The following is a 26,758-nucleotide window of genomic DNA, read 5'->3' as shown; positions in this document are numbered from 1 at the left end:
CGGGAATGTAATGGACCTAAAAATGCCTAGAGAAATCAACGGGGTGTCAGTATGAAGTTAAAGAAGAAAGCTAAGATGATGATAGTTCTGTCAATAGTAGCAAGTTTATTAAGTGGATGTGGTTTTGGAGAGACGAATATAGAGTATGAGAGATTAGTAAAGGCATTGGATGAAGGTGATATGAAGACGGTAATGTCTGCGAGTGATGATGGATATGCATATGTGAAAGAAGAGACTAGCGACAGTACTTATGAAGAAAAAGAAGATGGTGAACATAGCAGGATAATATATCAAACAACCCATGGAATATATAATGTGAAAGAAAACGACTTATATGGGAAAACAACTCAAAAGATTGCTACTGATATAAAAAATGATAAAAACGTTGGTAGTAATCAAAATTACAAAAAAGAAACTGTCTATAGTACAAATTTGAAAAATGAAAAATCTCGTTCAATAGCCCAGAATCAAGGCATAGATGTTTCATATGTAAAAATAATGTTTAGAGGATTAAATGAACTTAGTAAATTGAAACCGAGTGAAGATAAAAAAAGATTTAGTGAACCGAGCATAATAAGCTATGATTTAACTGAATTACAGTTTAAAAACATCATAAATGACAAGTTAAATTTAAAATATGATAAATTTAATTCTGCAATATTGATGATCGAATTTAATACGCCTAATGATACAAAAGAAAATCAAATGAGAATAATACAAATAACAATAGCGGTAAATTATGAAGAAAGAAAAGAAGATAAGCTTATAAAACGCAATCAAGAAATTTCAACATATTATCATACCAGAGAAGATAATAATCAAAGTGCCAAAAAAGAATATGTAAATTATGAAAAAGAGTATATAAATTAAAAATAATATATTTTGATTGAATTTTGAGAACGATAAATGTTGTGAGGATATAAGTAAAGGGGTAGTAAAAAATAGTTATTGTGATAACAGTTATGTTTTACTGAGCGCGTATAGTTTTGGTAAATCAAAATAGAGTATGAGAGTCTAATAAAGGCATTGGATGAAGGTGACAAGAAGACGGTTATACTTAATTGAAAGAAGAATATTTGGAACTTTTGAGGAAAAAGAATACTACTTGAACCATCAAAAGGCATTCTGGTTAGATGATTATGGTAATTAATATGGTAATGATATACCTAAAAGATTATCTGAATTTAGTTGTACAAAGATCTATGTACTTAAAAATATTAAGAATGTAATAGAATTTTAGTGCACGAAAATTATTTAAACTGTATAGAAGGAGAAATGTCAGGATGTGGAATATAAAAGAAGAAGATTTAGATGAATTTCGAATGACATGTCAAGGACGTTTAAGTCCTGAAGGTGCTACGGGTTTTATGCTTGGAACAATATTTTATATTTCAATATTTATGTTTATTATTTTTGTAGGTGATTTGAATTACTACAACAATTTTTTTGATAGCACAATTGTTAAAACTGAAATTGTGTTATTTAGTATTCAAATTATATTTTTAATTATATATCTATTTCCGAAAGCATGTTTTACATTTCAAAAGTTACAAACGCTAATCGTATTACTATATGCGTTTCAACTTGGAACGATATTATTTGTAGTTTCGATTGTTTCTGAAATGGCTGATAATTCAATTGGTAGGATGTATACCGGGCTACTAGTTGTAGGAGCAGTTATTATCCATATTGCAGCAACGCTAGATACATTTAAACAAGCAAGTGAAGGTGCATTTAGTAGTGATGAAAGATCCACCTCGTTTTTTAGTAAGACAAAAGGAGCTGTGATAAAGGGGGCTATAATATATATATTAATACTACTTCTTCTGATGTATTTTCAAAATGATTATTCAATTGATTTTTTTGTTATGTATGGAGTAGGAACTGTTTTAATGTATGCGGTTGCAATCGGAGCGGCAGAATTCCAATTATTGGCGTACTGTAGATTTAAATTCAAGTCATTTAATATGTCATGGGAAGAGAATGAGAGAATGCGTGGGAGAATTCGAAAGCGAAATACAAAATCCAAATCGAAAAGTAAATAAGAGGGAAATAGAATTGAAGTGAATGAAAATTATTTAAACTGTATAGAAGGTGAAGAGCCAGGATGTGGGATATAAAAGAAGAAGATTTATATAAGTTTAGGATGACATGTAATGATCGTTTAAGTCCTGAGGGTGCTATGGTTTTCTTTATTGGAGGGATAGTTTATACTTCAGTATTTATGTTTTTTATTTTTATGGGGGGATTGGATTATTATCATACTTATTTTGATAAAACAATTGTTAAAGCTGAAATTGTTTTATATAGCTTACAATTCATCTTTTTAATTCTATATTCATTTCCAAAAGCACGTTATACATTTCAAAAGTTACAAACGCTCGTTGTATTATTATATGCATTTCAATTAGGTACAATAACATTTACAGCGTTAGTTCTTCCTGGAATATCTGATTATTCAATTGATCGAATGACTTTAATTTGTGTAGGGTTATTATTTATAGGAGCAGTTATCGTTCATATTGTGACAACAATTGATACATTTAAACAAGCGAGTGAAGGTGCGTTTAGTAAGGATGAAAGATCCATCTCATTTTTTAGTAAAAGAAAAGGAGATGTGATGAAGTGGGCTACAATATATGCGCTAATCCTGTTTATTTTGATATATTTTCATAATGATTATGGAATTGATGTTTTAGTTCTTTATGCGGTAGGTATTGTTTTACTGTATACAGTAGCCATTGGAGCGGCAGAATTTCAACTATTGGTGTACTGTAGATTTAAATTCAAGTCATTTAATATGTCATGGGAAGATAATGAGAGAATGCGTGGGAGAATTCGAAAGCGAAATACAAAATCCAAATCGAAAAGTAAATAAGAGTGAAATAGAATTGAAGTGAATGGAAATTATTTAAACTGTATAGAAGGTGAAATGTCAAGGTGTGGAATATAAAAGAAGAAGATTTAGATAAGTTTTGAATGACATGTCAAGGGCGTTTAAGTCCTGAAGGTGCGACGGGATTTATGCTCGGAACGATATTTTATACTTCATTTAAACAAGCAAGCGAAGGTGCATTTAGTAGTGGGAGCAAATCAGATTCGTTTTTTAGTAAAACAAAGGGACATGTTATACAAGGTGCTGTAATTTATGTGTTAATTCTTCTTGTTTTAATTTATATAAATAATAATTACTCATTAAACACAATGTTTGGTTATGTTATGTGTAATGTTGTTATGTATGCAGTAGCCATTGGAGCGGCAGAATTCCAGCTCTTAGTGTATTGCAGATTTAAATTCAAGTCATTTAATATGAAGTGGGAAGAGAATGAGAGAAAGTGTGGAAGAATTCGAAAACAAAATAAGAAATCCAAAACGAAAAATAAATAATATATTAATAGAATTTTAGTGTTCGAAAAATAATTGAAACGTATAGAAGGTGAAGAGCCAAGATGTGGAATATAGAAGAGGAAGATTTAGATAAGTTTAGGATGACATGTAATGATCGTTTAAGTCCTGAGGGTGCTACAGGTTTTATGTTTGGAGGAATACTTTATAGTTCAATAGCCGTTTTTTCTATTATTGTATCAGGTGGTTGGGATTACTGTATGGTTCTCCTTAATATAGGAATTGTTAAGTTGGAAGTGTTGTTATATGCTCTGCAAGTAATTTTTTTCATTCTATATTTATTTCCAAAAGCTCAATTTAAATTTCAAAAGCTACAAACAATTGTTGTAATATTAAATGCATTTCAAATGGCAATAATATTACTCGTAGTTTTGATTGGTACTAAAATGGCTAATAATTCAATTGATCAGATTACATTACTGTATGCAGGATTATTATTTTTAGGAGCAGTAATTTTTCATATTTTGACAACAATTGATACGTTTAAACAGGCAAGTGAAGGTGCATTTAGTATGGATGAAAGATCCGCTTCCTTTTTTAGTAAAGCAAAAGGAAAGATGATGAAGTGGGCTACATTATACGCAGTAACTATTCTTATTTTGCTATATTTTCATAACGATTATGGATTTGATACTTTAGGTATGTATGTAGTAGGGACCTTTTTAATGTATACGATAGCCATAGGTGCAGCTGAATTTCAGCTATTAGCGTATTGCAGATTTAAATTTCCGTCATTTAATAAAACGTGGGAGCAACATAAAAGAGAAACTCCAAGATATCAAAAGAAAAATAAAAAAAGTAAATCGAAACGTAAGGCATAAAGGGAAATGGCAGAATAAATTTAAATGTCCGCCATTTAATATAACGTGGGAAGAGAATGAGAGAATGCGTGGGAGATTTCGAAAGCGAAATATAAAATCCAAGACGAAAAGTAAATAAGAGTGAAATAGAATTGAAGTGTATGAGAATTATTTAAACTGTATAGAGGGTGAAGAGTCAGGATGTGGGATATAAATGAAGAAGATTTAGATAAGTTTAAGATGACATGTAATGATCGTTTAAGTCCTGAGGGTGCAATGGTGTTTATGTTTGGAGGAATATTGTATAATTCAATAGCTATTTTTTCTATTGTTTTATCAGCTGGTTGGGATTACTGCATAGCTCTTTTCAATGATATTGAAATTGTTAAGCTAGAAGTGTTGTTATATGCTCTGCAAGTAATTTTTTTCATTCTATATTTATTTCCAAAAGCTCAATTTAAATTTCAAAAGTTACAAACATTTGTCGTATTATTATATGCATTTCAATTAGGGACTATAGGATTCACTGTTTTTATTGTTTTTGAAATAGCTAATTCTTCAATTGACCAGATTACATTAATATATGCAGGGTTATTATTTTTAGGGGCGGTGATTGTCCATATTATGGCAACAATCGATACATTTAAACAAGCGAGTAAAGGTGCGTTTAGTATGGATGAAAGATCCACTTCCTTTTTTAGTAAAACAAAAGGAACTATGATGAAGGTGGCCACAATATACGTACTAATTCTGCTTATTTTGATTTATTTTCATAATGATTTTGCCTTAGACGATTTTATATTTGGGGGCGCAGTAGGGAATATTTTAATGTATTCAGTGGCTATTGGTGCAGCTGAATTTCAGCTATTAGCGTATTGCAGGTTTAAATGTCCGTCATTTAACATTTCATGGGAGCAACATAAAAGAGAAACTCCAAGATATCAAAAGAAAAATAAAAAAAGTAAATCGAAACGTAAGGCATAAAGAAAGTGTGTATTGTAAGTTTTGATGGTGAAAAAGTGATAATTTATAGGAGAGTATTTGAACTACAAAAAGAAAATTTACTTATGTAAGGTGATTAAAGTGATTAGAAGATAATCTGATCGAAAATATAGAGAGTGTAGTGTGATGATGAAATGAACACAAAAAAGGTTTCTAAAATGATTACTATCATAATAACAATCAGCCTACTACAAGCATGTAGTTTTTTTGAAGAAAAGATAGAGTATGAGCCATTTGTTAAGGCATTGGATGAAGGTGACATGAAAAAGGTTATGTCCGCTAGTGATGATGGATACGCGTATGTGAAACAAAGAGGTATATATAGTACATATGAGCAAAAGGAAGATGGAGAGCACAGTAAAACAATCTATCAAACTTCGAAAGGCATATATAATACGAAAGATAAAAGTATATATGGAAATACAACACAAGAAATTACCTCGGAAGTAGATAATAAAAATTATAAAGAAGAAGTTAATTATAGTACAAATATTAGTTATGAGAATGGACAGGTACAAAGTACGGATTCAAGTCTGGATGTTTCATACGTGAACTTAATTGTAGATCGTTTAAAAGGGATAGGGAAATTAAAGATGAAGCCAGGAGGTGATATAAAAAAGTTTGGTCAGCCTAGTACTGTTGGATATAAACTAACTGAATCAGAGTTTCAAAATATTATTAATGATAAGTTGAAAATACAATATGATGAATATGGTGGTGGATCGATCGCACTGCATATTGAGTTTACAAAGGGTTCAGAGCAGATATTGGAAGTAAGTATTGTAGTGAATTATAAGAAGAGAAATGAAGAAGGAAAGTCAGTAGAACACATATCACAAATACACACATACTTTGATAGTCAACAAGGTAATAATCAGGACGCGAGACAGGAATATATTGATTTTAAAGCACAGTATAATAAGAAGCAGTAATATTAAGAAGGGCATTTGCACGTAAAGATAATAGCGACATAAGTGTGATAAATGGTTCATAAATTTTTCTATTTGTAGTGGAAAGAATTTGAGAATAAACAGGTAGCCCCAATTGCTGGAGTAGATGCAACAATTGGGGCTACCTGTTTATATTTAGTTTGAATGCATAACATTTTTTAGTTAGAGTCATCGCTTCGCAAGTAGTTTTTTCCTCTTCATAATAACGGTGTGAAGTTTTGTATAATCTGCTTTATTGTTAAGTTACAACTATTTCCGCTTATAGAGTACCCCTTATTATCGATACATCGTCCACATCCCAATGTCTTTAAATCCTAGTCGTTTATAAATTCGTCCAGCAGCTGGATTGTTATAAAATAAACAAAGTGTTCGGCCTTCTTTCGTAAAGTCTTGAATCATTTTTTGTAATAGGAGTGAAGCATATCCATTTCCGCGGTAATTCGGGTGTGTACATACACCAACTACCATTGCGGATAATGAATTTTCAGCGGAAGTTGAGGCGGATGCGATGATTGCGCCGTCTTTTTCAATATAATATGTACGTCCTGTATTTGTTTCAATAGATTGTCGTAAAATTTTTTCTGATTCATGAGCAGTTCGGAATTCAGTGATGTTATTTCGTAATTGCATAATTCGTTCTATATCATCTAGTGAGGCAAGTTTAATTGTTTCATGAACAGGCGTACTAGGTAAGTTGTCGGCATCTAGACATTCACAAAAATACATTTCATTTTTAGTACCTAGTTGTATACTTGAAACGGTTTCAAATCGTTCAACAATAGTTGACTTACCAGAGAGTTTCAGCGGCTTATATGCGGAAAGAAGTGCCTCATAGTCAGTTACTACAAACTCTTCTTTACTATATGGTATAAATGAATCGTGAAAGCGAAGTAAAATTGATTGTAATGTTCCATTCTCTTTAAATACTCCCCATAGTTCTTGAAAATCTGTATCATAACCGAAAGCTTCAATATCTCCAATAATAAATAAGTTAAGGGCTGCTTCTTCTTTTAGGTAAGCGAATACTTGTTTATGATCTTCCTTTGTTAATTTTCGCATCATAACGAATCGACCTCTTTTTTTATTTTTCTAAATATTACAACTTAAGTTTTTTGAAATCAATATAAAATTTTATGTTTAGTTCACCAACTTTCGGAAAAACTAGGAAAGATATGACAAAGGAGGTTATGAACGGTGGATCATCCAATTCAAGGATTAATGAAAGCGGCAATGGAAAATTTAAAAGAAATGGTCGATGTGAATACGATTGTTGGGGAGCCTGTTCAAACGGCTGACGGTGGTGTGGTGTTAACGGTTTCTAAAGTAGCGTTCGGGTTTGGAGCAGGAGGTTCTGATTTCCAAACGAATGATGGACAAAGAGCGAACGGTAACCCTGCATTTGGTGGCGGTAGCGCGGGTGGTGTTTCTATTACACCAGTAGCATTTCTTGTAGTGAATAAAGACGGAGTAAATATTCTGCATCTACAAAATGCGACACATTTAGCAGAAAAAATGATTGAATTAGCTCCACAAACAATTGATAAGATTCAATCGATGTTCCAAAAAGATGAAAAGAAAGAGGGAAATCATCATCCTCAAAACCCAGATGAAATCCTTTAAAAACGCCTGCTCACGAGCAGGTGTTTTTTCTTGTAATCACTATGTAATAAAACACATGAAATTGTAAATAGTTTTTGAATTTTTTTCTATGTTTCTAAAATTTTTCATGTTAAAATATGCTATAGAATTGAAACATATAAAACGAAGGTGGCTAGGTGCTTTGTCTGGAGGATCTGACCAAGTAAAGAATATGATATATATTAATGGTAATCGTCGGGGTCATTGTTTTATTACATCAGGAATTACGTTTAAAGAGTTTGCAAGTAACATCCCTTCACCGCTTCATCAAGTGTTGCTTTTGAAGCACAACTTTGAATGGACAGATTTTCACTATCATACTTTATTTGAATATGTTGAGGAAGAAAATATACATAAGTTAATTCAAGCAGAGATTGATGAATTTGATGAATTTTGTTGGGTAGATTTTGATGATGCAAGCGATTTAGATGAACTAGAGCCAAAAGAAATTGCAGAGCTTTTATATTTGGCTCACAAAAAAGAACCACTTGCAAGAACATTCTTTCCGCTATTGAAAAATAGATTTGTTTATTTTTCACATGATGACGGATGGTACAACAAAGTGTATTATCGTAGAATTGCTGACTTTGTAGGAATGTTAAGTAAAGTCATTCCTTATAAACTCGGTGCTTTCGGTAAGAAACGTTTTTCTTTGTTCCAAAAATCAAAAATTTTCCCAGCAATTTCGAAAGAATTGATCATGGGGCTTATTCCATTAATGGAAGATGGTCTTTATATTGATCTAGCAGGGAAAATCGAGTCAAGAAGGGGTCTTGAAATTCCGGTATATGTAGTTGGTTCGTATGAAAGTACGGATGAGGTACTAGATAATATCGATGAATTGAAAGAAGAAGCAACAGAGACAGGTTGGCTCATTTTTGATAAGAAAGAACAAGAATGGCAATGGGTTGTGGACTAAGAAAACTTGGCGCATGAAGTCAAGTTTTCTTGTCATTTGAAAGGAGTACAAATGAAGAAATATTATACAATTGTGGGTATTGTAAGTATTATTCTCGTGGCGATTTTACTTATTACTTGTCCGAAAGAATCAGATTTTAAAGTGTATGTAGAGGATAAGTATGCATTGAAATGTGATGAGAGTAGTTTTGAATGCACACAAAATGTAGATGGTAAAAAAGAAAAATTAAAATTTGAAAGTACAGATGCACGAAATGGTGTATTCTTTATGACTGTAAAGCAAACATTTAAAACTGAAGCTGATGTTACGAAAGAATATAGCGGAGTAGGAATGTTTGGTACATTTCTTTTTGTTTCAGAGAAGACTTTCTAGTAATAGAAGGTCTTTTTCTTATGCTTATGTTCATATAGATGAAGTAAGAGACAAGCATAGGAGGGGTAGTAATGAAGAATACATGTATCGTTTGCGGTGGTGAGGAGTTTTTTTCCTCCACTTTGTATGCACGTACGAAACAAGATTGGGCATATGCACAAAATATGTATCGATTTGAAAAGGTGTTTATTGAGCATCGGGATGAAGAGAATTATCCAGTGTTTCAAGAAATTACAGCGAAACATTGCTGTGGATGCGGTCATATTATGTTGTATCACGAATGAACACACCAAGTATAACTTGGTGTGTTTTTTTTAAAACGCTGACAAAGCAAGCGGATAGAGTAAAGTAAATAAAACAGAAAAACTTCCAAAACCAATTGCAGTATATCCAAGTGTTCTTGCTCCGAAATTGACAGCTAATAAGCCGACTAAAATCGCAAGAGAGCCGAGTGTAACCGGATAAAATGCAATTGAGAAAAGCGAAAGAAATAAAGCGACATAGCCTACCATTGCACCGGTATTTGTACCTTCTATTTCATTTGCAATTTCTTTACGCTTATGTCTAATCGGAATGCCAGCTGGTGATATTTCAGCTGCATACTCTTCGTTTTTTTCACCACTTTTAAAATGATGATTTCTCTTTCTTCGCATGTACATCCCTCTCTTTCAATTGGGTGTACCTATAGTATCTTACATAAAGAGAAGAACATGAGTATGAGTTAAACCCAAGTAAAGCAAAAATTGGAGAATAAAGATACCATTATTAGCTTGTACATCTCCTAATGAAGATAAACAGGAATTTTGGAAAATGATGTAGAATGAAATGAGTGATAAAACGTGAAGGCAGGGGAATGTATGACGAAATTTAATTGGCATGAATCAGCAGAGAAAAAATGGGATAGTAGTGCAGAATTTTGGACTCAGAATAGTCAGGAGATGTGGGACAGCGGGAGCAGAAGTACAATTATTCCATTTTTTGAACAGTATGTGAAGAAAGAAGCTCAGGTGCTTGATGTTGGTTGTGGGGATGGATACGGTACATATAAATTAAGTCGAGCGGGCTATAAAGCAGTTGGAGTAGATTTATCAGAAGTAATGATTCAAAAAGGGAAGGAGCGCGGAGAAGGACCGAATTTATCTTTTATAAAAGGAGATCTTTCTTCCTTACCATTTGAAAATGAGCAATTTGAATCAATTATGGCAATTAACTCTTTAGAATGGACCGAGGAGCCATTACGAGCATTAAATGAGATAAAGCGCGTTTTAAAAAGCGATGGGTATGCATGTATTGCAATTTTAGGACCGACAGCAAAGCCTCGAGAGAACAGTTATCCTCGTTTATACGGCAAAGACGTTGTTTGTAATACGATGATGCCGTGGGAATTTGAACAGTTAGCGAAAGAACAAGGTTTTGAAGTGGTAGATGGCATCGGTGTATATAAGCGCGGAGTAAATGAGAAGATGCTAGGTCAACTACCTATCGAGTTACAACAATCGTTAACATTCTTATGGGTATTTATGTTAAAAAACGTATAAAGAAATGAAAGAATTTTTAGGAGGTAAATAAGTGCAGAAAATACAAAAAACTGATACAATATCATCAGAACCAATTAAAGGGGGACTAGGGTATATGACAACTACTACAACAGTTAAATCCGACATTGAAATCGCACAAGAAGCGAGTATGAAGAAGATTCAAGAAATTGCAGCTGAATTAAATATTTTAGAAGATGAATTAGAGCCATACGGGCATTATAAAGGTAAGTTATCTCTTGACATTTTTAAGCGCTTACAGGATGAGAAAGACGGTAAAGTTGTTTTAGTAACAGCGATTAACCCAACTCCAGCTGGAGAAGGTAAATCAACAGTAACAGTTGGTTTAGGTCAAGCTTTTAATAAAATTGGTAAGAAAACAGTAATTGCACTTCGCGAACCATCTCTTGGACCAACGATGGGACTAAAAGGGGGGGCAGCAGGTGGTGGTTTTTCACAGGTTGTACCTATGGAAGACATTAACCTTCACTTTACTGGAGATATTCATGCTATCACAACTGCCAATAACGCGTTAGCGGCGTTTATTGATAATCATATCCAACAAGGAAACACACTTGGAATTGATACGCGTAAAATCGTTTGGAAACGCTGTGTTGACTTAAATGATCGTGCCCTACGTAACGTAGTAATTGGTCTTGGTGGACCAGTTCAAGGTGTACCACGTGAAGACGGTTTCGATATTACAGTAGCATCTGAAATTATGGCCGTATTCTGCCTTGCAACAGATATTCAAGATTTAAAAGCGCGTCTATCTCGCATCGTAGTTGCTTATAACTTTGCAAATCAACCTGTAACGGTTAAAGATTTAGGTGTAGAAGGTGCGTTAACATTATTATTAAAAGACGCATTAAAACCAAACTTAGTACAAACGTTAGAAAATACACCAGCTATCATTCACGGCGGACCATTTGCGAATATCGCTCACGGTTGTAACAGTGTTATCGCTACAACAATGGCAGCAAAATTAGGTGATTATGTTATTACAGAAGCTGGATTCGGTGCTGATTTAGGTGCAGAGAAGTTTTTAGATATTAAAGCTCGTGCAGCTGGCATTAAACCAGAAGCAGTTGTTATTGTTGCGACTATTCGTGCGCTTAAAATGCATGGCGGCGTAGCAAAAGATCAATTAAAAGAAGAAAATGTAGACGCATTAGCAAAAGGTATGGAAAACTTACAGAAGCATGTTGAAACAATTCAAAGCTTCGGTGTGCCTTTCGTAATTGCAATTAATAAATTCATTACAGATACAGATGCAGAAGTTGCTTACTTACAAGAGTGGTGCAATGAGCGTGGCTATGCAGTATCCTTAACGGAAGTTTGGGAGAAGGGTGGCCAAGGCGGAGTTGATCTTGCTGAAAAAGTGTTAAAGGAAATCGAAAAAGGTGAGAACAACTACGCACCACTTTATGAATTAGAATTACCATTAGAAGAAAAAATCCGTACAATTGCTCAAAAAGTGTACGGCGCAAAAGATATTGAGTTTGCTCCGAAAGCACGTAAGCAATTAGCTCAATATGAAGGAGAAGGATGGAGTAACCTACCAATTTGTATGGCGAAAACACAATACTCTCTTTCTGACGATGCAACAAAATTAGGTCGTCCATCAGACTTTATCGTTACAATTCGTGAGCTGAAACCATCAATTGGTGCAGGATTTATCGTTGCATTAACAGGAACAATGCTAACAATGCCAGGCCTTCCAAAACAGCCAGCAGCACTACAAATGGACGTAAATGAAGATGGAAAAGCAGTAGGTTTATTCTAAAAGGTTGTAATTCATCTCGTTTATCTGTAAACTATATATACATCAAGTGGCGCCTTTCCATCGAAAGGCGCCTGTTTTTTGGAGGAAATTATGTTTGATCCAACTGCTTTTGATAATTTAAAAGTAATCGTAGAAGGCGCTGTTTATGATTTTGATTTACATGGAGATATTCTTGTAACAGATCGAAAGGATATGATGGACCTTGCTTCATTAAGTCGTATATATCATATTTCATTTCAACTAACAGAACCATTAGAACCGTTAGTAGAAGCAACATTTTCACTATCTGTGGATGCAAAGAACTTGTCTGGTGAAATATTAGAAGTACCACAATTTACACCAGGTTGCGAAATGAAGTTAGCATTTTCATTCCCGATAGAAAAGCCAGAGGTAGTATGCGAGGAAATAGAAACTTTCATGCATTCTATATGGGGAAAAGAAAGAATGATTACGCAAAAACTTTCATACGAATATAATAAGCAAGCGATTTCATATCATAATAAGGTAGAGGTTCTATTTCAAAAAGCGATTACAGAAGACCATGTTGATGATTTAATAGCTGTTATTTCACACATGATAGAAACGGTGCGAACAATACAACATTTTCTTCAAAAATAGAGATAAAGGAGAAAAACAAATGATAAAAGATATGCAACCATTTTTACAACAAGCTTGGGAGAAGGCTGGTTTTAAAGAATTAACTGAAATTCAAAAACAAGCGATTCCAACTATTTTAGAAGGACAAGACGTTATAGCTGAATCTCCAACTGGAACAGGAAAAACATTAGCGTACTTATTACCCCTTTTACATAAAATTAATCCTGAAGTAAAACAACCACAAGTTGTTGTTTTAGCGCCAACACGTGAGCTTGTCATGCAAATTCACGAAGAGGTTCAAAAGTTTACAGCAGGGACTGAAATTTCAGGGGCATCTTTAATTGGTGGTGCAGATATTAAGCGCCAAGTTGAAAAATTAAAGAAACATCCGAGAGTAATTGTCGGTTCACCAGGACGTATTTTAGAATTAATTCGTATGAAAAAGCTAAAAATGCATGAAGTGAAAACGATTGTATTTGATGAGTTTGATCAAATTGTAAAACAAAAGATGATGGGCGCAGTACAAGATGTAATTAAATCTACAATGCGAGATCGTCAATTAGTATTCTTCTCGGCGACAATTACAAAGGCAGCAGAAGATGCTGCACGTGATTTAGCAGTTGAACCACAATTAGTACGTATAACACGTGCAGAGTCAAAAAGCTTAGTTGAGCATACGTATATCATTTGTGAGCGACGCGAAAAAAATGATTACGTAAGAAGAATTATGCATATGGGCGATGTAAAAGCAGTTGCTTTCTTAAATGACCCATTCCGTTTAGATGAAATTACTCAGAAATTGCAATTCCGTAAAATGAAAGCAGCAGCTCTTCATTCAGAGGCAAGTAAGCAAGAGCGTGAAGCAACGATGCGTGCTTTCCGCAGCGGGAAATTAGAAATTCTACTTGCTACTGATATTGCAGCACGCGGTATTGATATCGATGATTTAACACATGTAATCCACTTGGAGTTACCAGACACAGTAGACCAATACATTCACCGCTCAGGACGTACAGGACGTATGGGTAAAGAAGGAACTGTCGTTTCTCTTGTAACAGAACAAGAAGAACGTAAATTACTTCAATTTGCAAAAAAACTAGGCATCGTATTTACGAAGCAAGAAATGTTCAACGGATCGTTTGTAGAAACGAAACCGAAAGCACCAAAGAAAAAGAAACCAGCATTTACTGGGAAGAAAAAGCCTAGATAAATAATGGGGAAGGCGTAACTATTTGTAGTTACGTCTTTTTTGTTTGTAATTGAATGAAAAAGGAATAATAATAGTACCTGTAGAAACCTACAGAGAATATAAAAACCATTAGGGGGAAAAACGATGATTCATAAAGTCGGACAAATTATGTTATATGTAAACAATCAAGATGAGGCGGCCAATTTTTGGACAGAAAAGGTAGGGTTTCATGTAGTTGCAGAGGAAGATAATAAGCAAGGAATGAGATGGATTGAAATCGCTCCGAAAAGCGGTGCAGAAACGAGCATTATATTACATAATAAAGAAGTTATTTCTAAGATGAGCCCAGAATTAAATCTTGGTACACCGTCCTTAATGTTCTTCTCAGAAAATCTTGATCAATTATATACAGATTTAAAAAATAAAAATGTTACTGTTGGTGAAATGGTAACAATGCCTTCTGGTAAAGTATTTAACTTTGCTGATAGTGAAGGCAATTATTTTGCGGTTATGGAAAAGAACAAATAATAATATTGCTATGTGAAAATCCCCCTCGTATATATTGAGGGGGATTACATGTTTGAAGTGGATTTTTCATTAGAGAGTTGTTTAATAAAAAATGTCCCTTTTTCAATAGCTGTTTCAATATAACCAACGATTTGATCGAACGTAAATACTTGCAAGTTTTCATGTAAATGTTGCTCAGGATACAACATATCTTCAAAAAGATACTTTCGAAAAGCTAAAACGTTTTCTTTAGAAACCTCTTCAATATCTATAATGTGAGCCTCTTGATTGAGAAGAGAGAAGAGCTGCTGTTCTTTATCGTAATGATGAAGCAACTTTGCATTCAACAATTTAAAATCGTTATAGTACATAGGTGCGATCGTTTCGTCATTTTCTATTCTATTTTTTAGCCAAGGTAGAAAAAATCCACTTAGCCAATTGTCATCGGCAATGAGATGGGTATAATAGCCAAGGAGAAAAGGGGAATCCATATGAGCTTTATATTTTTGAAAAAAAGAATTGAAATCTATCCTTCTCGTATAGTTTTTCGTTGTGCCAGCGTAAAAGTGTGAAGTTCCTTTTTCTTCTGCTGAATGAACTGCATCGGGGGCTACACCTCCAAGTATGAAAGAAGTTTTATCTTGGATATATAGTTTTTCGGCAATCTTGTTAGCGATAATAGCATGCATAATTCGTGATCCCATGAATGACACCTCGGTTTCAAGTATTCATTTCAGGAAGAGGACTGGACAGTTAGTATGACTTTCCCTGTACTTTTTCTACTTTCGACCCATTCATGTGCTTTCCCTGCATCTTGAAGTGGAAAAGATTTCGTAGCCTTAATTTGCAAACTTCCATCACGTAAATAACGGAAAACTTCATTTGCAGTTCTTTGGAGGAGTTCAGGACGTTTTTTCCGTGTAGTACCAAAGCTAAAACCAAGTATAGAGCGGCAACTTGCATGTAAATCTTTCGTTTGGAAGTTGCCAATTTCACCACTGGCATTTCCGAAATGAACGAGGCGACCATAATAAGCAAGACATTTTAAACTTCTTTCCGAAACCGTTCCAGACATAGAATCTAAAATTACATCGACCCCTTCACCATTTGTCAGCTCATTGACCTTCTCTACAAAATCCTCATTTTGATGACAAATAACATAATCAGCTCCAGAGTCTAAAGCGATTTTACTTTTCGATTCATTTCCGACAGTACCGATAACAGTTCCAGCCCCTAATAGTTTTGCAAGTTGAATCGCTGTAGTACCAATTCCACCAGCCGCTGCATGAATGAGTACAGACTCATCTTGTTGAAGTCTTGCAACATTTGCGAGTAAATTAAAGCTTGTAAAAGATACAATCGGACAAGCAGCTGCAGTTTGAAAATCGACTTTATCAGGTAAACCGAAAGTAAGGTTTTCGTTTGCGACAGCATATTCTGCGTAAGATCCATTTTGAGGAAAAGCAATGACTCGCTGACCAGGATGAATATTTTTAACTTGAGAACCGACACGTTCTACAATACCAGCGACATCTATCCCTGGTATAAAAGGTAGTGCTGTATTTCCTTTTTTTCCATAACGGGACTTAATATCAGCGAAATTTACACTAGTAGCAACAACGCGAATCAAAACTTGATCTTCTGAAATAGCCGGCATATCCACATCTGTATATTTCATCATTTCAGGACCACCGAACGACGTTACAATGATAGCTTTCATCATATATCCTCCTTAATTTGACTGTATAAATCATTTTAAATCGTCATTAGAAATTAGAAAATTATATAATAGTTATGCAAAGCTATAAGTGAAGCTTATGAATTCATTGGATCATTATATTAATTTATATAAAAAATCTTTTTAAAAATCGAACGAAATATCAATTACTTGCCAATATATAGTGTAAGACAAAGGAGGGATGGTAAGTGGGAATTGAAACAGGGTATAAGGAATTAATTCAATTAACTCTAGCGGGAAATAAAGAAGCATATAGCGAGTTGTATGATAAAACGATTCAAGAAGTATATAAAACAGTACATTTTTTAATAGATGATAAAACAGATGTAGATGATGTCGTTCAAGAAATATACATACAACTATATGAATCACTTCGTAAGTATGATAACGAGAAGCTATTTCGTCCTTGGCTAATTGGACTTGCGATTAAACAAATTCACTCTTATAGAAGAAAGAGGTGGATGCGATTACGAATTATAAAAAAAGCAGAAGAGCAAAGAAAACCAGTACAAATTGATTTTTCTAACGATGTTGTAAGTAAAATATCAAACCAAAAACTAATCGAACTCATTCATAAATTACCGTATAAATTGAAACAAGTTATTATATTAAGATACTTACACGATTATTCACAAGAAGAAGTAGCACAAATATTACATATTCCAATTGGTACTGTGAAATCTAGAATTCACGCAGCATTAAAAAAACTACGTCAAAAAGAGCAAGTAGAAGAAATCTTTTTAGGAGAGGTAGGGAATGTGAAATGAGTTTAGATTGTAGAGTTAGAGAATCTATACGAGAAGAGGCGAAGGGGATTGTTGCCCCGCCGGAGTTAAAAGAAAAAGTTATCATTCAAATAAAAATGAATCGAGGGGGGCGTAAGAGAAAGAAACATCTTATTGCAGGAGTGCTTGCAGCAGCTCTTTTAATCCCGACGACTGGTTTTGCGTATCAATCTATTATGGCGGATGGTATATACGGATCTTTTGAGAATTTAAAAAAACATGCCGGAGCGATGACATTAGAAGCGTATATGCGTTTGAATGCAAAATTATCAGAAGCGAAAGATGACATGGGTGCGAAGGAATATGAAGAGTTTACAAAAGAACTAAAAAAATTAACAAATGCAAAGCTTGCATACGGAGATTCGAACGGTAATATTGATTATGATCAATTATCACCAGCAAAAAGAGATGAAATGAAGAGGGTAAGTATGGGGCTTCAACCATACTTTGATAAATTAAATGGTCATAAATCTAGTAAAGAAGTATTAACACAAGAAGAGTTTGATCGTTATGTGGAAGCTTTAATGACGTATGAAATCGTACGAGTGAAGACAAAATCAACTGGTGGAATGAAAGTAGAAGACGTACCTGAGGCGTATAAAGAAAGATTTATTCAAGCAGAGCGGTTTTTGGAGTATGTAGATGAAAAGGTGAGATAAGTAAAAAAGCTCATAGCTTAAGCTGTGAGCTTTTCTTATTGAAACGTAAATATATTAACCACCTATTCCTTTTGCAAGCAATAGGAAGTATACAACTACTATTATTACGCCATTTAATACTGTACCAACTATTCCGAATAACCAATTCTTTGATGCGATTGCAAAAAGAATACCGAGTAATGAAAGTATAGCTAGAATCGTAATAATTAAAGTTAAATTTGCATTAGGTCCTCTTAGAATAAAGAAAGAACATATACTTGCGAGAAACATTAGACACGAGAATCCAAAAAGTCTATACATAATAATTCTCCCTTAGTTGAAGTGTCATTTGAATTAGTACACGATTTTCTTTAGTTTAACATAAATTTCCTAGTACATATTGAATATGTAAACAATAAAAAACGAGTATACAATCTATGTGATTGTATACTCGTTTTATTATTATTTAAATTTTCTTACCGCATGAATAGCTACTCTTACAAGTAATATCGCACTTATAAATAAACCACCGTAACCAACGACACTTAAAAATTGATTATTTGGCTCTGTTGCATTGTTTGCTAAATGCAATTATGCTAACAACAAGCGAAGGAAGTACAAACCTTGGCTTGCACGATTCAATAGAGTACTCAATTATATTTTTTCATATTTGCAGTATCTTTTTGTATAAAGCAATCTAAAAGGGAATAGCCAGCTATTAAGCTTATTATCGTAACAAAAGTTGTATTTATAAGAATAATATTAGTTAAATAAGGTAGGTATGCACCAACTGGTGAAAAGAGTAGAGCTGGAGAAAAGGAAATGAATAGCGTAGGCACAGTAATAGCGATAAATTTATCCGGTTGAAAGCGCCAGTTTTGTTTACTTGTTTCTCGATTAATGGATTGAAGGAATCGTAATAAAATGCCAACTATAAGAGGGAAGAGTGTAAAGTAGAATAATCTTGGATAAACGTTAAAACTCACCTGCGCATCTGTATCTAAATAAAATTGAATTTTCACTCCGACAAATAATAATAAGACGATAAATAATGTAAAGCAGAGGTATAGCATCACTTTTTGCATTGCATTCCACCATCCTTTATTAAAGATATATTCAAAGAAAAAAGAGATATACAATAACTACTGTTGTATATCTCTTCTTTTACGGTTAGTTAATAGTGGAGTTTGCTTTTTCTTGCTTCGTGAAATAATCAATAATGCCCATCGCGCTAATTTCTATGTCTAGATGTAAAATGTTATAAACGGAATGATCTGATGGAACGTTTAACTTTGTAAGGTGGGAAGAGATCTTATCCATTAATACAGTTTGTAAAGCTTTAGTCGCTTCATCGAAATCATTATACTGTTCAAAGACCTCTTTACCAGTATGAACGAAAATAGGTAGCCAATGTTCAAGCTGGTTATATACTTCTGTAACATTGGATGATGCACCGTAATGACCGAAATAAATAGTATCTACATTCATACTTTGAATGTGATTTTTTGAAGCAATCATCGCATCTGGTTGGAATTGTGAAGGAGACGTTGATGGGAGATATAGTTCTATACCAACGTCTGCGAGTTCTCTATAATAAATGCCAATTGTATCGCCAGTAAAAATGCCGTTTGTTAATGAATCGTGAATGCTAATATGGTGCTTTGCATGTCCCGGAGTATCATAAAATGTAAGGATGCGGTCTTCGGCAATTTGTAACGTATCACCATGTTGTACAATACGAACACGTTCTTCTTCTATAGGAAGAATGGGATCAAACAGTTTATCGAAATCTTCTTTGTATACAGCTTTTGCGCCTAAAATGAGTTTTGTTGGATCAATCATATGACGAGCACCGCGAGAATGCACATATAAAGTAGCATTTGGGCATTTTTCCATCATTAAACCAGCAGCCCCGGCGTGATCTAAATGAACATGTGTAACGATAATGTTTTTAACATCGTTTAAATCAATATGTAATTGTTGTAAGCCGTCTAAAATATACGGAAGAGAAGGGGCTGCACAAGTTTCAATTAAAGTAATATCGTCACCTAATAAAACGTACGTACCAGTTCGTTCATTATGTTGTAAATCGAAATCATCAATAAGATATAGGTGAGAAGATAATTGCTCTATTTTTTTCATCATTACCACTCCTTATTTACTGTATGTTTCTATTATACGCTAAAATAGGAAAAAGGCAGAAAACGAAAGCCCGTCTTCTGCCTTTTTAAAGTGTTATTATTTCGTTTGTTCTTTATTGATAGACATAACGAATAGTCCAACTATGCCACCAACGATTGGCAGCATAATCTCTCCTGCTAAATTAAAGTAGGAGCTTAAAAATAAACCATTAACATCGATTACCCAGCCGATCACATACAATAACATCATATATAGTACGAAATAAAACTCGCGATTTGAAATCGTTTCATGTTGTGCAGTTTTCATAATGAACACCATCCTTTTCTTTTATAATGGAATATAAACTGTCACATTTTGTTCACAATTCAATTGTAAAACTTTCCAACATAAAAGTCTAGTAGTTTGTGTCGAATTTTTGAACAGAAATAAAGCGCTGTCATTTCGGAGGAGAATACGTAATAAGAGCTGTATATTCACGAATGTAGTATAGTATAAACATAGAATGATAGTGAAGAGAGGGGCAAGGATCATGACAGTTTATGATTTTTCAGCTAAAACGATAACAGGAGAAGATAAGTCGTTAAAAGATTACGAAGGAAAAGCGCTTCTTATTGTAAATGTAGCTAGCAAGTGTGGTTTTACACCGCAATATAAAGGGTTACAAGAAGTATATGATAAGTATAAAGACCAAGGATTAGAAATACTCGGTTTCCCTTGTAATCAATTCGGAGGACAAGAACCAGGTACAGAAGCAGATATTACTAGTTTTTGTGAGTTAAACTATGGTGTGAATTTCCCGATGTTTGCAAAGGTTGATGTGAAAGGTGATAAGGCACATCCGCTTTATACATACATGACAGAACAAGCACCAGGTTTACTCGGTATGAAAGCAGTGAAATGGAACTTTACTAAGTTTCTAATCGGAAAAGACGGGAAAGTAGTAGGGCGTTTTGCGCCGCAAACGAAGCCGGTGGATTTAGAGGTTGAGATTGAGAAGGTACTTGGGGAATAACTAGAAGTTTCACTTTATTAAAAAAGCCTCAAAGAACAATGTTGTTCTTTGAGGCTTTTTCTTTTAACTCACATTATCAAGATTAAATCGCTGAATGGAAGTCATTTGATTTAGGCGGAGAAGCTGCTTTTTTCATAAGGATTTCCCATAAGTGTACGGATTTTTCCCATTCTGCTGCAGCCTGTCCCTTTTGATACATAGCGTTCTCATAACTGAAAGTAAGTTGTTGCATATCGGCCGAGTTGTAAAGTGTGTCGATGTGGAGAGCATATTCTCGGAATGTTTGACTTTCACTTCGTCGTATACCGACTCGAGTAAATTGTTTTAAAAGTGCACCGTAAGCTTTGCTATAAACAGCATCATCTTTTCGGTATTTATAGAAAAGAATGATAAAAAATGTAATCCATTTCATTCTAGTAGCGAAGAGAGTGTATCCTATAATACTAATTAGTATCGAAGAGAGGAATACGTACCACCAAGAAAATCTATTTTTAGCATTTGTAATTTTTTTAGTAGGAGCTTCTTCTGTATCTTCTATTAAACTTTTGAGCTTTGCTTCATTGTTTCTTTGGTGCATTTGCGCGTTTTGAGAATTAGTTTCTTCACTATTTTGTATAGTAGGAGCAGGAGTATTATTTGTAAAATTATAGGGATTAGTAAATCCTTTTGTTGGTTCGAATGGAATCCATCCGTATCCAGGGAAATATACTTCGACCCAAGAGTGTGCGTTATCGTTCGCGATTTTATAAACATCCTCACCTTCTGCAGAGGCAAGCGTATTATCAAGAGTTCCTTCCGTATATCCTTTTACCCAGCGAGCAGGAATCCCGGCAGAACGAAGTAACACGATCATAGATGTTGAGAAATTATTACAGTAGCCGCTTTTTGTATCAAAAAGAAATTGATCTACATAATCTTGGTTTTTGGCAGGGAACAACACATTCGTTGTTTCATATACGAAAGAATGGTCGGTAAAGTAGTTTTCAATAGCTAATACTTTCTCATATCGGTTGTCTTTATCATTTGTTAGATTAGCAGCTAAGTCTTTTACTCGCTGCGGTAATGATTCGGGCAGTTGCGTGTACTTTGTCATGAAGTAAGGATTTGTTTCTTGGCCTTCATTCGTTTTTACAGCTTTCAATTTTTCTATGGAAAACTCGGGGACCTCATACGTTACTTTATATGAATGTAAAGTAGTGGAGGAGTCTCCGTCCATCGTATAGATTTTTTCAGAAAATGGATCAACGCTGTATGATGCATCTGAAGAAGCCTCAACAGATACTAATCCCGCTGGATAGGTAAGGTGAGGATAACTTTTTTGCATGTTGATTGTTGACTTTCTTGTCTCCGTTTTTGTATTTTGTTCGTACCAGCTCAAGACGTCGTTTTTATTTTTAAAAGAAACCTTTTTTTGATTTTCAGAAACCTCCCATCCTTTTCCGGTATAAAAATCTTTCGTTTCGACTCTCCAATATTGTTTGTTTTGCGTTTGTGCTGTGAAAACAATTGTAGGATCAGCCTTAAAAGGACCACCTAATCTCGAGTCATCTAAACCATACCCAATTTTAGAAACTTCTTGCTGTTTACTTGCTTCGGATGTGTTGAATTTTAAAAAATCCATTGGGTTTGGCCATTGAGGACCAAATTTTGGAGCAAAGTATGCGATGGTTGCTGACAATACAATAAACACTGTAAGAGGTCTAAGTAATTTTGAGATTTCTCTAGCATAATGTTGTAAGTGTTCCATCTCTTTTATTCGTTCTATGCGAAGAAGACTAAGCATAAAAAAGCCGATGACAACAGTACGAATAATAGCGAAGTTTGCATTGTATAAATGTAAGTTATGAAAAACGGTGATATAAATAATAGTCAATATAAGAAATAGCAACCCACGTTTTTTATGAATCATCCAAAAAGAAATGAAAGCACTTAAAAACCAAAATGATAAAAAAAATAAAAGTGTTGGAAAAACTGGAGAGATATCCAGCAAATTCCCTTGAAATAACAGGGAGGAATTTTGAGAAATATCAGTGAAAAATTTCGTTAGCCAAGATGGATTTATAAAAGCATTTTTATAATATAGGAAATGAATGATGAATAAAATCGTGATAATCTTTATTGGAATCTGCCACTTTGTTTGAAAAAAAGAGAGGGTGAAGCAAATTCCTATAAATATTACAAAAACGTCTAATCTACCTACGTTTGTAATACCTAGAAGGGGTCTTAGCCATTCTAGTAAAAGTAGAAATGCGCATGCATGCATGAAGAATCTACTCATATCCCATTGTTTTTTTGTTTGTAATGTTATCATTTGCTCACCTCAAAAAATACGTTTGTATAGCGGTTTTCATAAACAGCTTTTACAAATATTTTTCGTTTTTGTAGAGTTTCTAGAATACTGAGTTCTCGATGTGAGAGTTGATTCGGTTTTTCTTTTACGACAAACACCATTAATTTTCTATTTTTAATAGCAGCATGGTCAGCCGCCTTTTGAATATCGGGAGAAAGATCGCTTGTCACGAGTATAATCGTGACAGGCTCATAAATTTTTCTTAATTCCATTTCTACACTCCGGGAGAGTGGGAATACACTATCTGCTTGTACTTTCGCTAAATGACAAAAGATTTGATGCAACTGACTATCTCCATTGTCTAAAGGGAAAAAAGTTCGTTCTTTTCCGACAGATACGAATGACGCTGGTGAATTTTGCTTCAAGACAGACCTGACAATAGAAGCAGTAAAGGTGACGACTGATTCGAATAGAGGGGATGGGGTTCTGTCCATGAATATCATAATATTATGGCTACGCTGTTGTTCAAACTCTTTCGTCATAATGGTGTTTGTTCGTGCAGTTGCTTTCCAATCAATCCATGAAAAGCGGTCACCAGGTTTATAGTCTCTCACACCGACAGAAATGGTAGAGTCTTTTACTAAATTTATATTTGCTGAAAGTGCTCCTTGTTCGAAATGATTTTCCATTTGTCGATATGTTATATCTACATACTGAGGATAGACTAAAAATGTATCTGGAACTAAAAAAGTTATTTCTTTCGCCATCATTCCGAATAAATCACCAGTTTTGACACGTACGCTTGAAAAAGTGTGCTCTCCTCTAGGGATTGTGTCTATAGCATATTGAAACGAAATATTTCGTTTCAATCCTGGAAAGAGTATAACCTTATTTATCTTCGTTTGTTTACAATTTGTAAATTGTGATGGTAGCACATCTTCTATAATTAAATAAAGTAAGGGAAAAGGAAAATTTCTTTTTATTGTAATCGTACTTAAAAATAGTTCTCCTGCTACATATTCAGCTTGATTTGTTATTCGTTTTACTTCGGCGTTCCGTAAAGCATAGAAGGGGAGCAGTAGTGAATAAAGGCCAATAGGAATCGCACTGTAAAACAAAAACCAACTTACAAATCCTCCTTGAAGCATAGCGTATACAAATGTTAAGACTAGACATAATGGAAAGAGTGATAACTTAGTAAAATGATAGAGTGCTCGTAGTATCCGTTTCATCAAAGGTTCATTTTCCTTTGAGTAGGTACGGTAGTTCGCGCAACGATCTTTGCGATGACTTGTTCGCCTGTTATTCCTTCAAATTTTGCTTCCATTTTTAAAATGAGTCTGTGAGCCAACACGTAAGGAGCTAAAAATTTAACATCGTCTGGAATAACATAATTTCTGCCATGGATGAATGCATAAGCTTGTGAAGCTTTCATTAAAGCGATCGAGCCACGCGGACTTGCACCAAGTTGTATAGAACTATAAGAACGCGTCTGACTAACAAGCTTTACAATGTAATGCTTGATTGCTTTGTCCATACTTACTTCCCGTACGATTTGTTGTAAATAAAGTAATTCTTCTATTGTAGTAATAGCTTGCAAATGAGAGAGGGGATTTGTCTTTTCCATTCGGTTTAAAATTTCAAATTCTTCTTCTGGTGTAGGATATCCCATTTTTAATTTCAATAAGAAACGATCGAGCTGTGCTTCCGGTAAAGGATATGTTCCCTCATATTCGACCGGATTTTGTGTAGCCATTACAAAGAACGGTTTTGGTAACGGTCTAGTCATGCCATCTATTGTAATATTGCCTTCTTCCATACTTTCAAGTAAGGCAGATTGTGTTTTTGGTGATGTACGATTAATTTCATCAGCAAGTATAAAATTCCCCATGATTGGTCCAGGTTTGAACTCAAATTGGAGCTCTTTTGGATTATAAATAGAAACACCTGTTACATCTGATGGCAGTAAATCAGGTGTGAATTGAATGCGCTTGTAATCAGCATCAATAGATTTAGAAAGAGCACGTACTAACATTGTTTTCCCAACGCCAGGAACATCTTCTAATAGTACATGACCTTCCGCTAACAGAGCTGTCAAAGCTAAGATCGTTTCTTTTCGCTTTCCGACCATTAACTTTTCAATATTATTAATTATTTTTTCTATAATGGGATGTAATGAATCAAGCTGGTGCATCGTAATCCTCCTAATGTTATTATCGTTTTCTAATCTATTTAGTGGAAAATAGAATGTGTCTTTCTATTTGCGAGTAGTGAAACTCTTATCTTTAATTCTAAGAATATTCAGATTATTTATCTGATTACATCTAGTATAATTGTTTCCGTAACTAAGGGCAATATGGTAAATAATGATTTGTAGTTTTATATGAAAAGAGAAGTGAATAGAATAGGAAGCTTGGTTATATGGGTAGAGAGAGTTGAGAAGTGTAAATATTTTTCACACAATGAAAAAGAGGGACATGAGCATTGCTACTCATGTCCTACGACTTATTTATTCGGGGAGTAAAACTTTCACCTCAAAACTCGGCTGGAGCAAAGAAGTTAAGTGTGGGATGAACAAAACCGCCACTCATTATAGTTTCACTTTATGCTTTCGTAATCGCACGTGGAAATAAAATATTATTTTCTAAATGAATGTGCTCAAATAAATCAGACTCTAGCGCTTCAAGACGTTGATACACAAGTCGATAAGTGCCGCAAGCTCCTTCTGGAGGAGTAAAGTCATTTGTCACTTTACGAAGTTCTTTTATAATATTTCCGGCATGATTGTGCTCATTTTCTAGTTCATCTACTACTTTACGTAGCTTTGCATAGTTTTCATCAGTTGGATTTTGTTCAAATTCTAAAATTAATGGGAAATCTTCTGTTTCTTCTTTAATTAAATGCTGTTCTAATTCCATTTTAAGTTCATGAAACAGCTTGTGAATTTGAGCTAAATGAGGCTGATTTGCTCCATGAACGCGTAATACTTTCGTCACATATGGACTTAACTGCGGTAACTCTTCATTTAAATAACGATGATGCTTATTAATTACATAATCAATCAATTCACGATAAGAAGCATTTTTCCAATCAATTTCAGATTCATTTAATCGTTTCGTATTATGATAAAGCGTATTTAACTCTGTAATTACTTCAGAAGCTGATAAATTTCTTTCATGAATTGCATCAATAAGCGGCTTATTACCACCACAACAAAAATCTATTCTATACGATTTAAAAAGATCACTAGCTTTCGGGAACTGTGTAACAATCTCACCAACAATTGAAGTTTCAGTAAATGTATGTTCCATATGAATGCCTCCATAAAGTTTTAATGTAGTATCTAAATTAAGAATAGCGATAAATGAAAATCAATATGGTGATTGAAATCACTTATAATGTGTCATTTTTGAGAATAATAAAATGAGTTTTATAAAAGGAAGAGAGAGGGGA

Annotated in this window: 33 protein-coding genes; 20 read left to right on the top strand and 13 right to left on the bottom strand. The window is 34.2% G+C overall.

The annotated features are described in order from the left end of the window. Positions 1-51: 51 nt before the first annotated feature. The 8 genes from KVT31_RS05920 (at position 52) to KVT31_RS05885 (ending at position 6,139) form a co-directional block, all read left to right on the top strand. Positions 52-870, top strand: coding sequence for a DUF3952 domain-containing protein (locus tag KVT31_RS05920; RefSeq protein WP_088096196.1), 819 nt, complete (start codon positions 52-54; stop codon positions 868-870). 123 nt (positions 871-993) lie between these two features. Beyond that, positions 994-1,065, top strand: coding sequence for a DUF3952 domain-containing protein (locus tag KVT31_RS30685; RefSeq protein WP_117616460.1), 72 nt, complete (start codon positions 994-996; stop codon positions 1,063-1,065). 218 nt (positions 1,066-1,283) lie between these two features. Next, complete coding sequence (locus tag KVT31_RS05910) at positions 1,284-2,045, top strand: hypothetical protein (RefSeq protein ID WP_088096198.1); 762 nt, start codon at positions 1,284-1,286, stop codon at positions 2,043-2,045. Between the two features lie 62 nt (positions 2,046-2,107). Then, the gene (locus KVT31_RS05905; RefSeq protein WP_088096199.1) at positions 2,108-2,878 is read left to right on the top strand and encodes a hypothetical protein; all 771 of its coding nucleotides are present in this window, start codon (positions 2,108-2,110) and stop codon (positions 2,876-2,878) included. Positions 2,879-2,979: 101 nt separating this feature from the next. Then, positions 2,980-3,387, top strand: coding sequence for a hypothetical protein (locus KVT31_RS05900; protein ID WP_088096200.1), 408 nt, complete (start codon positions 2,980-2,982; stop codon positions 3,385-3,387). A 62-nt stretch (positions 3,388-3,449) separates the two neighbouring features. Further along, a complete protein-coding gene (locus KVT31_RS05895; protein ID WP_088096201.1) occupies positions 3,450-4,226 on the top strand; it encodes a hypothetical protein in 777 nt (258 codons plus the stop codon). A gap of 180 nt (positions 4,227-4,406) precedes the next feature. Continuing rightward, complete coding sequence (locus KVT31_RS05890) at positions 4,407-5,189, top strand: hypothetical protein (protein WP_088096202.1); 783 nt, start codon at positions 4,407-4,409, stop codon at positions 5,187-5,189. Between the two features lie 176 nt (positions 5,190-5,365). After that, entirely contained in the window at positions 5,366-6,139 is a 774-nt protein-coding gene (locus tag KVT31_RS05885) for a DUF3952 domain-containing protein (protein WP_140392441.1), read from the top strand. Between the two features lie 294 nt (positions 6,140-6,433). On the opposite strand, the gene KVT31_RS05880 is transcribed toward KVT31_RS05885, so the two are convergent. After that, positions 6,434-7,219 (bottom strand): GNAT family N-acetyltransferase, encoded by a 786-nt coding sequence (locus KVT31_RS05880; RefSeq protein ID WP_088096204.1) that lies wholly within the window; start codon positions 7,217-7,219, stop codon positions 6,434-6,436. Positions 7,220-7,351: 132 nt separating this feature from the next. On the opposite strand from KVT31_RS05880, the gene ytfJ reads away from it, so the two are divergent. The 4 genes from ytfJ (at position 7,352) to KVT31_RS05860 (ending at position 9,370) form a co-directional block, all read left to right on the top strand. Next, entirely contained in the window at positions 7,352-7,777 is a 426-nt protein-coding gene (gene ytfJ / locus KVT31_RS05875; protein WP_000349987.1) for a GerW family sporulation protein, read from the top strand. A gap of 160 nt (positions 7,778-7,937) precedes the next feature. Then, complete coding sequence (locus KVT31_RS05870) at positions 7,938-8,714, top strand: hypothetical protein (protein WP_061678612.1); 777 nt, start codon at positions 7,938-7,940, stop codon at positions 8,712-8,714. A gap of 51 nt (positions 8,715-8,765) precedes the next feature. Beyond that, positions 8,766-9,086, top strand: coding sequence for a hypothetical protein (locus tag KVT31_RS05865; protein ID WP_061678611.1), 321 nt, complete (start codon positions 8,766-8,768; stop codon positions 9,084-9,086). A gap of 71 nt (positions 9,087-9,157) precedes the next feature. Further along, positions 9,158-9,370, top strand: coding sequence for a hypothetical protein (locus KVT31_RS05860; protein ID WP_000798748.1), 213 nt, complete (start codon positions 9,158-9,160; stop codon positions 9,368-9,370). Between the two features lie 30 nt (positions 9,371-9,400). Here the strand turns inward: KVT31_RS05860 and KVT31_RS05855 are convergent, their stop codons facing one another. Next, positions 9,401-9,739 (bottom strand): hypothetical protein, encoded by a 339-nt coding sequence (locus KVT31_RS05855; RefSeq protein ID WP_001253201.1) that lies wholly within the window; start codon positions 9,737-9,739, stop codon positions 9,401-9,403. A 204-nt stretch (positions 9,740-9,943) separates the two neighbouring features. Between KVT31_RS05855 and KVT31_RS05850 the strand changes: the two genes are divergently transcribed. The 5 genes from KVT31_RS05850 to KVT31_RS05830 all read left to right on the top strand — a co-directional run bounded on the left by KVT31_RS05850 (position 9,944) and on the right by KVT31_RS05830 (position 14,721). Next, entirely contained in the window at positions 9,944-10,624 is a 681-nt protein-coding gene (locus tag KVT31_RS05850; RefSeq protein WP_048561705.1) for a class I SAM-dependent methyltransferase, read from the top strand. 94 nt (positions 10,625-10,718) lie between these two features. Next, entirely contained in the window at positions 10,719-12,407 is a 1,689-nt protein-coding gene (locus tag KVT31_RS05845; protein WP_046953671.1) for a formate--tetrahydrofolate ligase, read from the top strand. 90 nt (positions 12,408-12,497) lie between these two features. Further along, a complete protein-coding gene (locus KVT31_RS05840; RefSeq protein ID WP_140392442.1) occupies positions 12,498-13,025 on the top strand; it encodes a hypothetical protein in 528 nt (175 codons plus the stop codon). 19 nt (positions 13,026-13,044) lie between these two features. Beyond that, positions 13,045-14,214, top strand: coding sequence for a DEAD/DEAH box helicase (locus tag KVT31_RS05835; protein WP_088096226.1), 1,170 nt, complete (start codon positions 13,045-13,047; stop codon positions 14,212-14,214). Positions 14,215-14,337: 123 nt separating this feature from the next. After that, positions 14,338-14,721 carry a VOC family protein gene (locus KVT31_RS05830; RefSeq protein WP_088096227.1) on the top strand — a complete coding sequence of 128 codons (384 nt, stop codon included), beginning with the start codon at positions 14,338-14,340 and terminating at the stop codon, positions 14,719-14,721. Between the two features lie 44 nt (positions 14,722-14,765). Here KVT31_RS05830 and KVT31_RS05825 read toward each other — a convergent pair whose 3' ends face one another. Continuing rightward, positions 14,766-15,404 (bottom strand): zinc dependent phospholipase C family protein, encoded by a 639-nt coding sequence (locus tag KVT31_RS05825; RefSeq protein WP_088096228.1) that lies wholly within the window; start codon positions 15,402-15,404, stop codon positions 14,766-14,768. Positions 15,405-15,433: 29 nt separating this feature from the next. Then, positions 15,434-16,420: a quinone oxidoreductase family protein gene (locus KVT31_RS05820; protein WP_088096229.1), complete on the bottom strand. Its 987-nt coding sequence runs from the start codon at positions 16,418-16,420 to the stop codon at positions 15,434-15,436. Between the two features lie 206 nt (positions 16,421-16,626). On the opposite strand from KVT31_RS05820, the gene KVT31_RS05815 reads away from it, so the two are divergent. Further along, a complete protein-coding gene (locus tag KVT31_RS05815; RefSeq protein ID WP_088096230.1) occupies positions 16,627-17,205 on the top strand; it encodes a sigma-70 family RNA polymerase sigma factor in 579 nt (192 codons plus the stop codon). After that, positions 17,202-17,882, top strand: coding sequence for a DUF3600 domain-containing protein (locus KVT31_RS05810; protein WP_088096231.1), 681 nt, complete (start codon positions 17,202-17,204; stop codon positions 17,880-17,882). Before KVT31_RS05815 ends, KVT31_RS05810 begins: the two co-directional genes overlap by 4 nt. Before the next feature lie 54 nt (positions 17,883-17,936). Here KVT31_RS05810 and KVT31_RS05805 read toward each other — a convergent pair whose 3' ends face one another. The 5 genes from KVT31_RS05805 to KVT31_RS05785 all read right to left on the bottom strand — a co-directional run bounded on the left by KVT31_RS05805 (position 17,937) and on the right by KVT31_RS05785 (position 20,309). After that, positions 17,937-18,182 carry a hypothetical protein gene (locus KVT31_RS05805; protein ID WP_088096232.1) on the bottom strand — a complete coding sequence of 82 codons (246 nt, stop codon included), beginning with the start codon at positions 18,180-18,182 and terminating at the stop codon, positions 17,937-17,939. A 141-nt stretch (positions 18,183-18,323) separates the two neighbouring features. Continuing rightward, positions 18,324-18,452, bottom strand: coding sequence for an ABC transporter (locus KVT31_RS05800; protein ID WP_088096233.1), 129 nt, complete (start codon positions 18,450-18,452; stop codon positions 18,324-18,326). Between the two features lie 59 nt (positions 18,453-18,511). Next, complete coding sequence (locus tag KVT31_RS05795; protein ID WP_088096234.1) at positions 18,512-18,946, bottom strand: hypothetical protein; 435 nt, start codon at positions 18,944-18,946, stop codon at positions 18,512-18,514. Between the two features lie 85 nt (positions 18,947-19,031). Further along, the gene (locus KVT31_RS05790) at positions 19,032-20,003 is read right to left on the bottom strand and encodes an MBL fold metallo-hydrolase (protein ID WP_140392443.1); all 972 of its coding nucleotides are present in this window, start codon (positions 20,001-20,003) and stop codon (positions 19,032-19,034) included. Between the two features lie 96 nt (positions 20,004-20,099). Then, positions 20,100-20,309: a DUF3925 family protein gene (locus KVT31_RS05785; RefSeq protein ID WP_002127081.1), complete on the bottom strand. Its 210-nt coding sequence runs from the start codon at positions 20,307-20,309 to the stop codon at positions 20,100-20,102. 223 nt (positions 20,310-20,532) lie between these two features. Here KVT31_RS05785 and bsaA point away from each other — a divergent pair, with 223 nt between their 5' ends. Next, on the top strand, positions 20,533-21,015 hold the full coding sequence (gene bsaA / locus KVT31_RS05780) for a glutathione peroxidase (RefSeq protein WP_000219426.1): 483 nt from the start codon (positions 20,533-20,535) through the stop codon (positions 21,013-21,015). A gap of 82 nt (positions 21,016-21,097) precedes the next feature. On the opposite strand, the gene KVT31_RS05775 is transcribed toward bsaA, so the two are convergent. The 4 genes from KVT31_RS05775 to ric form a co-directional block, all read right to left on the bottom strand. Next, on the bottom strand, positions 21,098-23,326 hold the full coding sequence (locus KVT31_RS05775; protein ID WP_088096236.1) for a transglutaminase TgpA family protein: 2,229 nt from the start codon (positions 23,324-23,326) through the stop codon (positions 21,098-21,100). Next, positions 23,323-24,537, bottom strand: a complete 1,215-nt coding sequence (locus KVT31_RS05770; RefSeq protein ID WP_088096237.1) for a DUF58 domain-containing protein — start codon at positions 24,535-24,537, stop codon at positions 23,323-23,325. The genes KVT31_RS05775 and KVT31_RS05770 overlap by 4 nt, the downstream gene beginning before the upstream one ends. Continuing rightward, positions 24,537-25,499 (bottom strand): AAA family ATPase, encoded by a 963-nt coding sequence (locus KVT31_RS05765; RefSeq protein WP_088096238.1) that lies wholly within the window; start codon positions 25,497-25,499, stop codon positions 24,537-24,539. Before KVT31_RS05765 ends, KVT31_RS05770 begins: the two co-directional genes overlap by 1 nt. Before the next feature lie 409 nt (positions 25,500-25,908). Beyond that, on the bottom strand, positions 25,909-26,616 hold the full coding sequence (ric, locus tag KVT31_RS05760; RefSeq protein ID WP_088096239.1) for an iron-sulfur cluster repair di-iron protein: 708 nt from the start codon (positions 26,614-26,616) through the stop codon (positions 25,909-25,911). Positions 26,617-26,758: the final 142 nt, after the last annotated feature.

Origin of the sequence: Bacillus sp. GbtcB14, assembly GCF_019091205.1 — a bacterium.
Lineage (GTDB): Bacteria > Bacillota > Bacilli > Bacillales > Bacillaceae_G > Bacillus_A > Bacillus_A cereus_AG.
The sequence above is the reverse complement of the archived record's forward strand: the minus strand, read 5'-3'. Positions and strand labels throughout refer to the sequence as shown.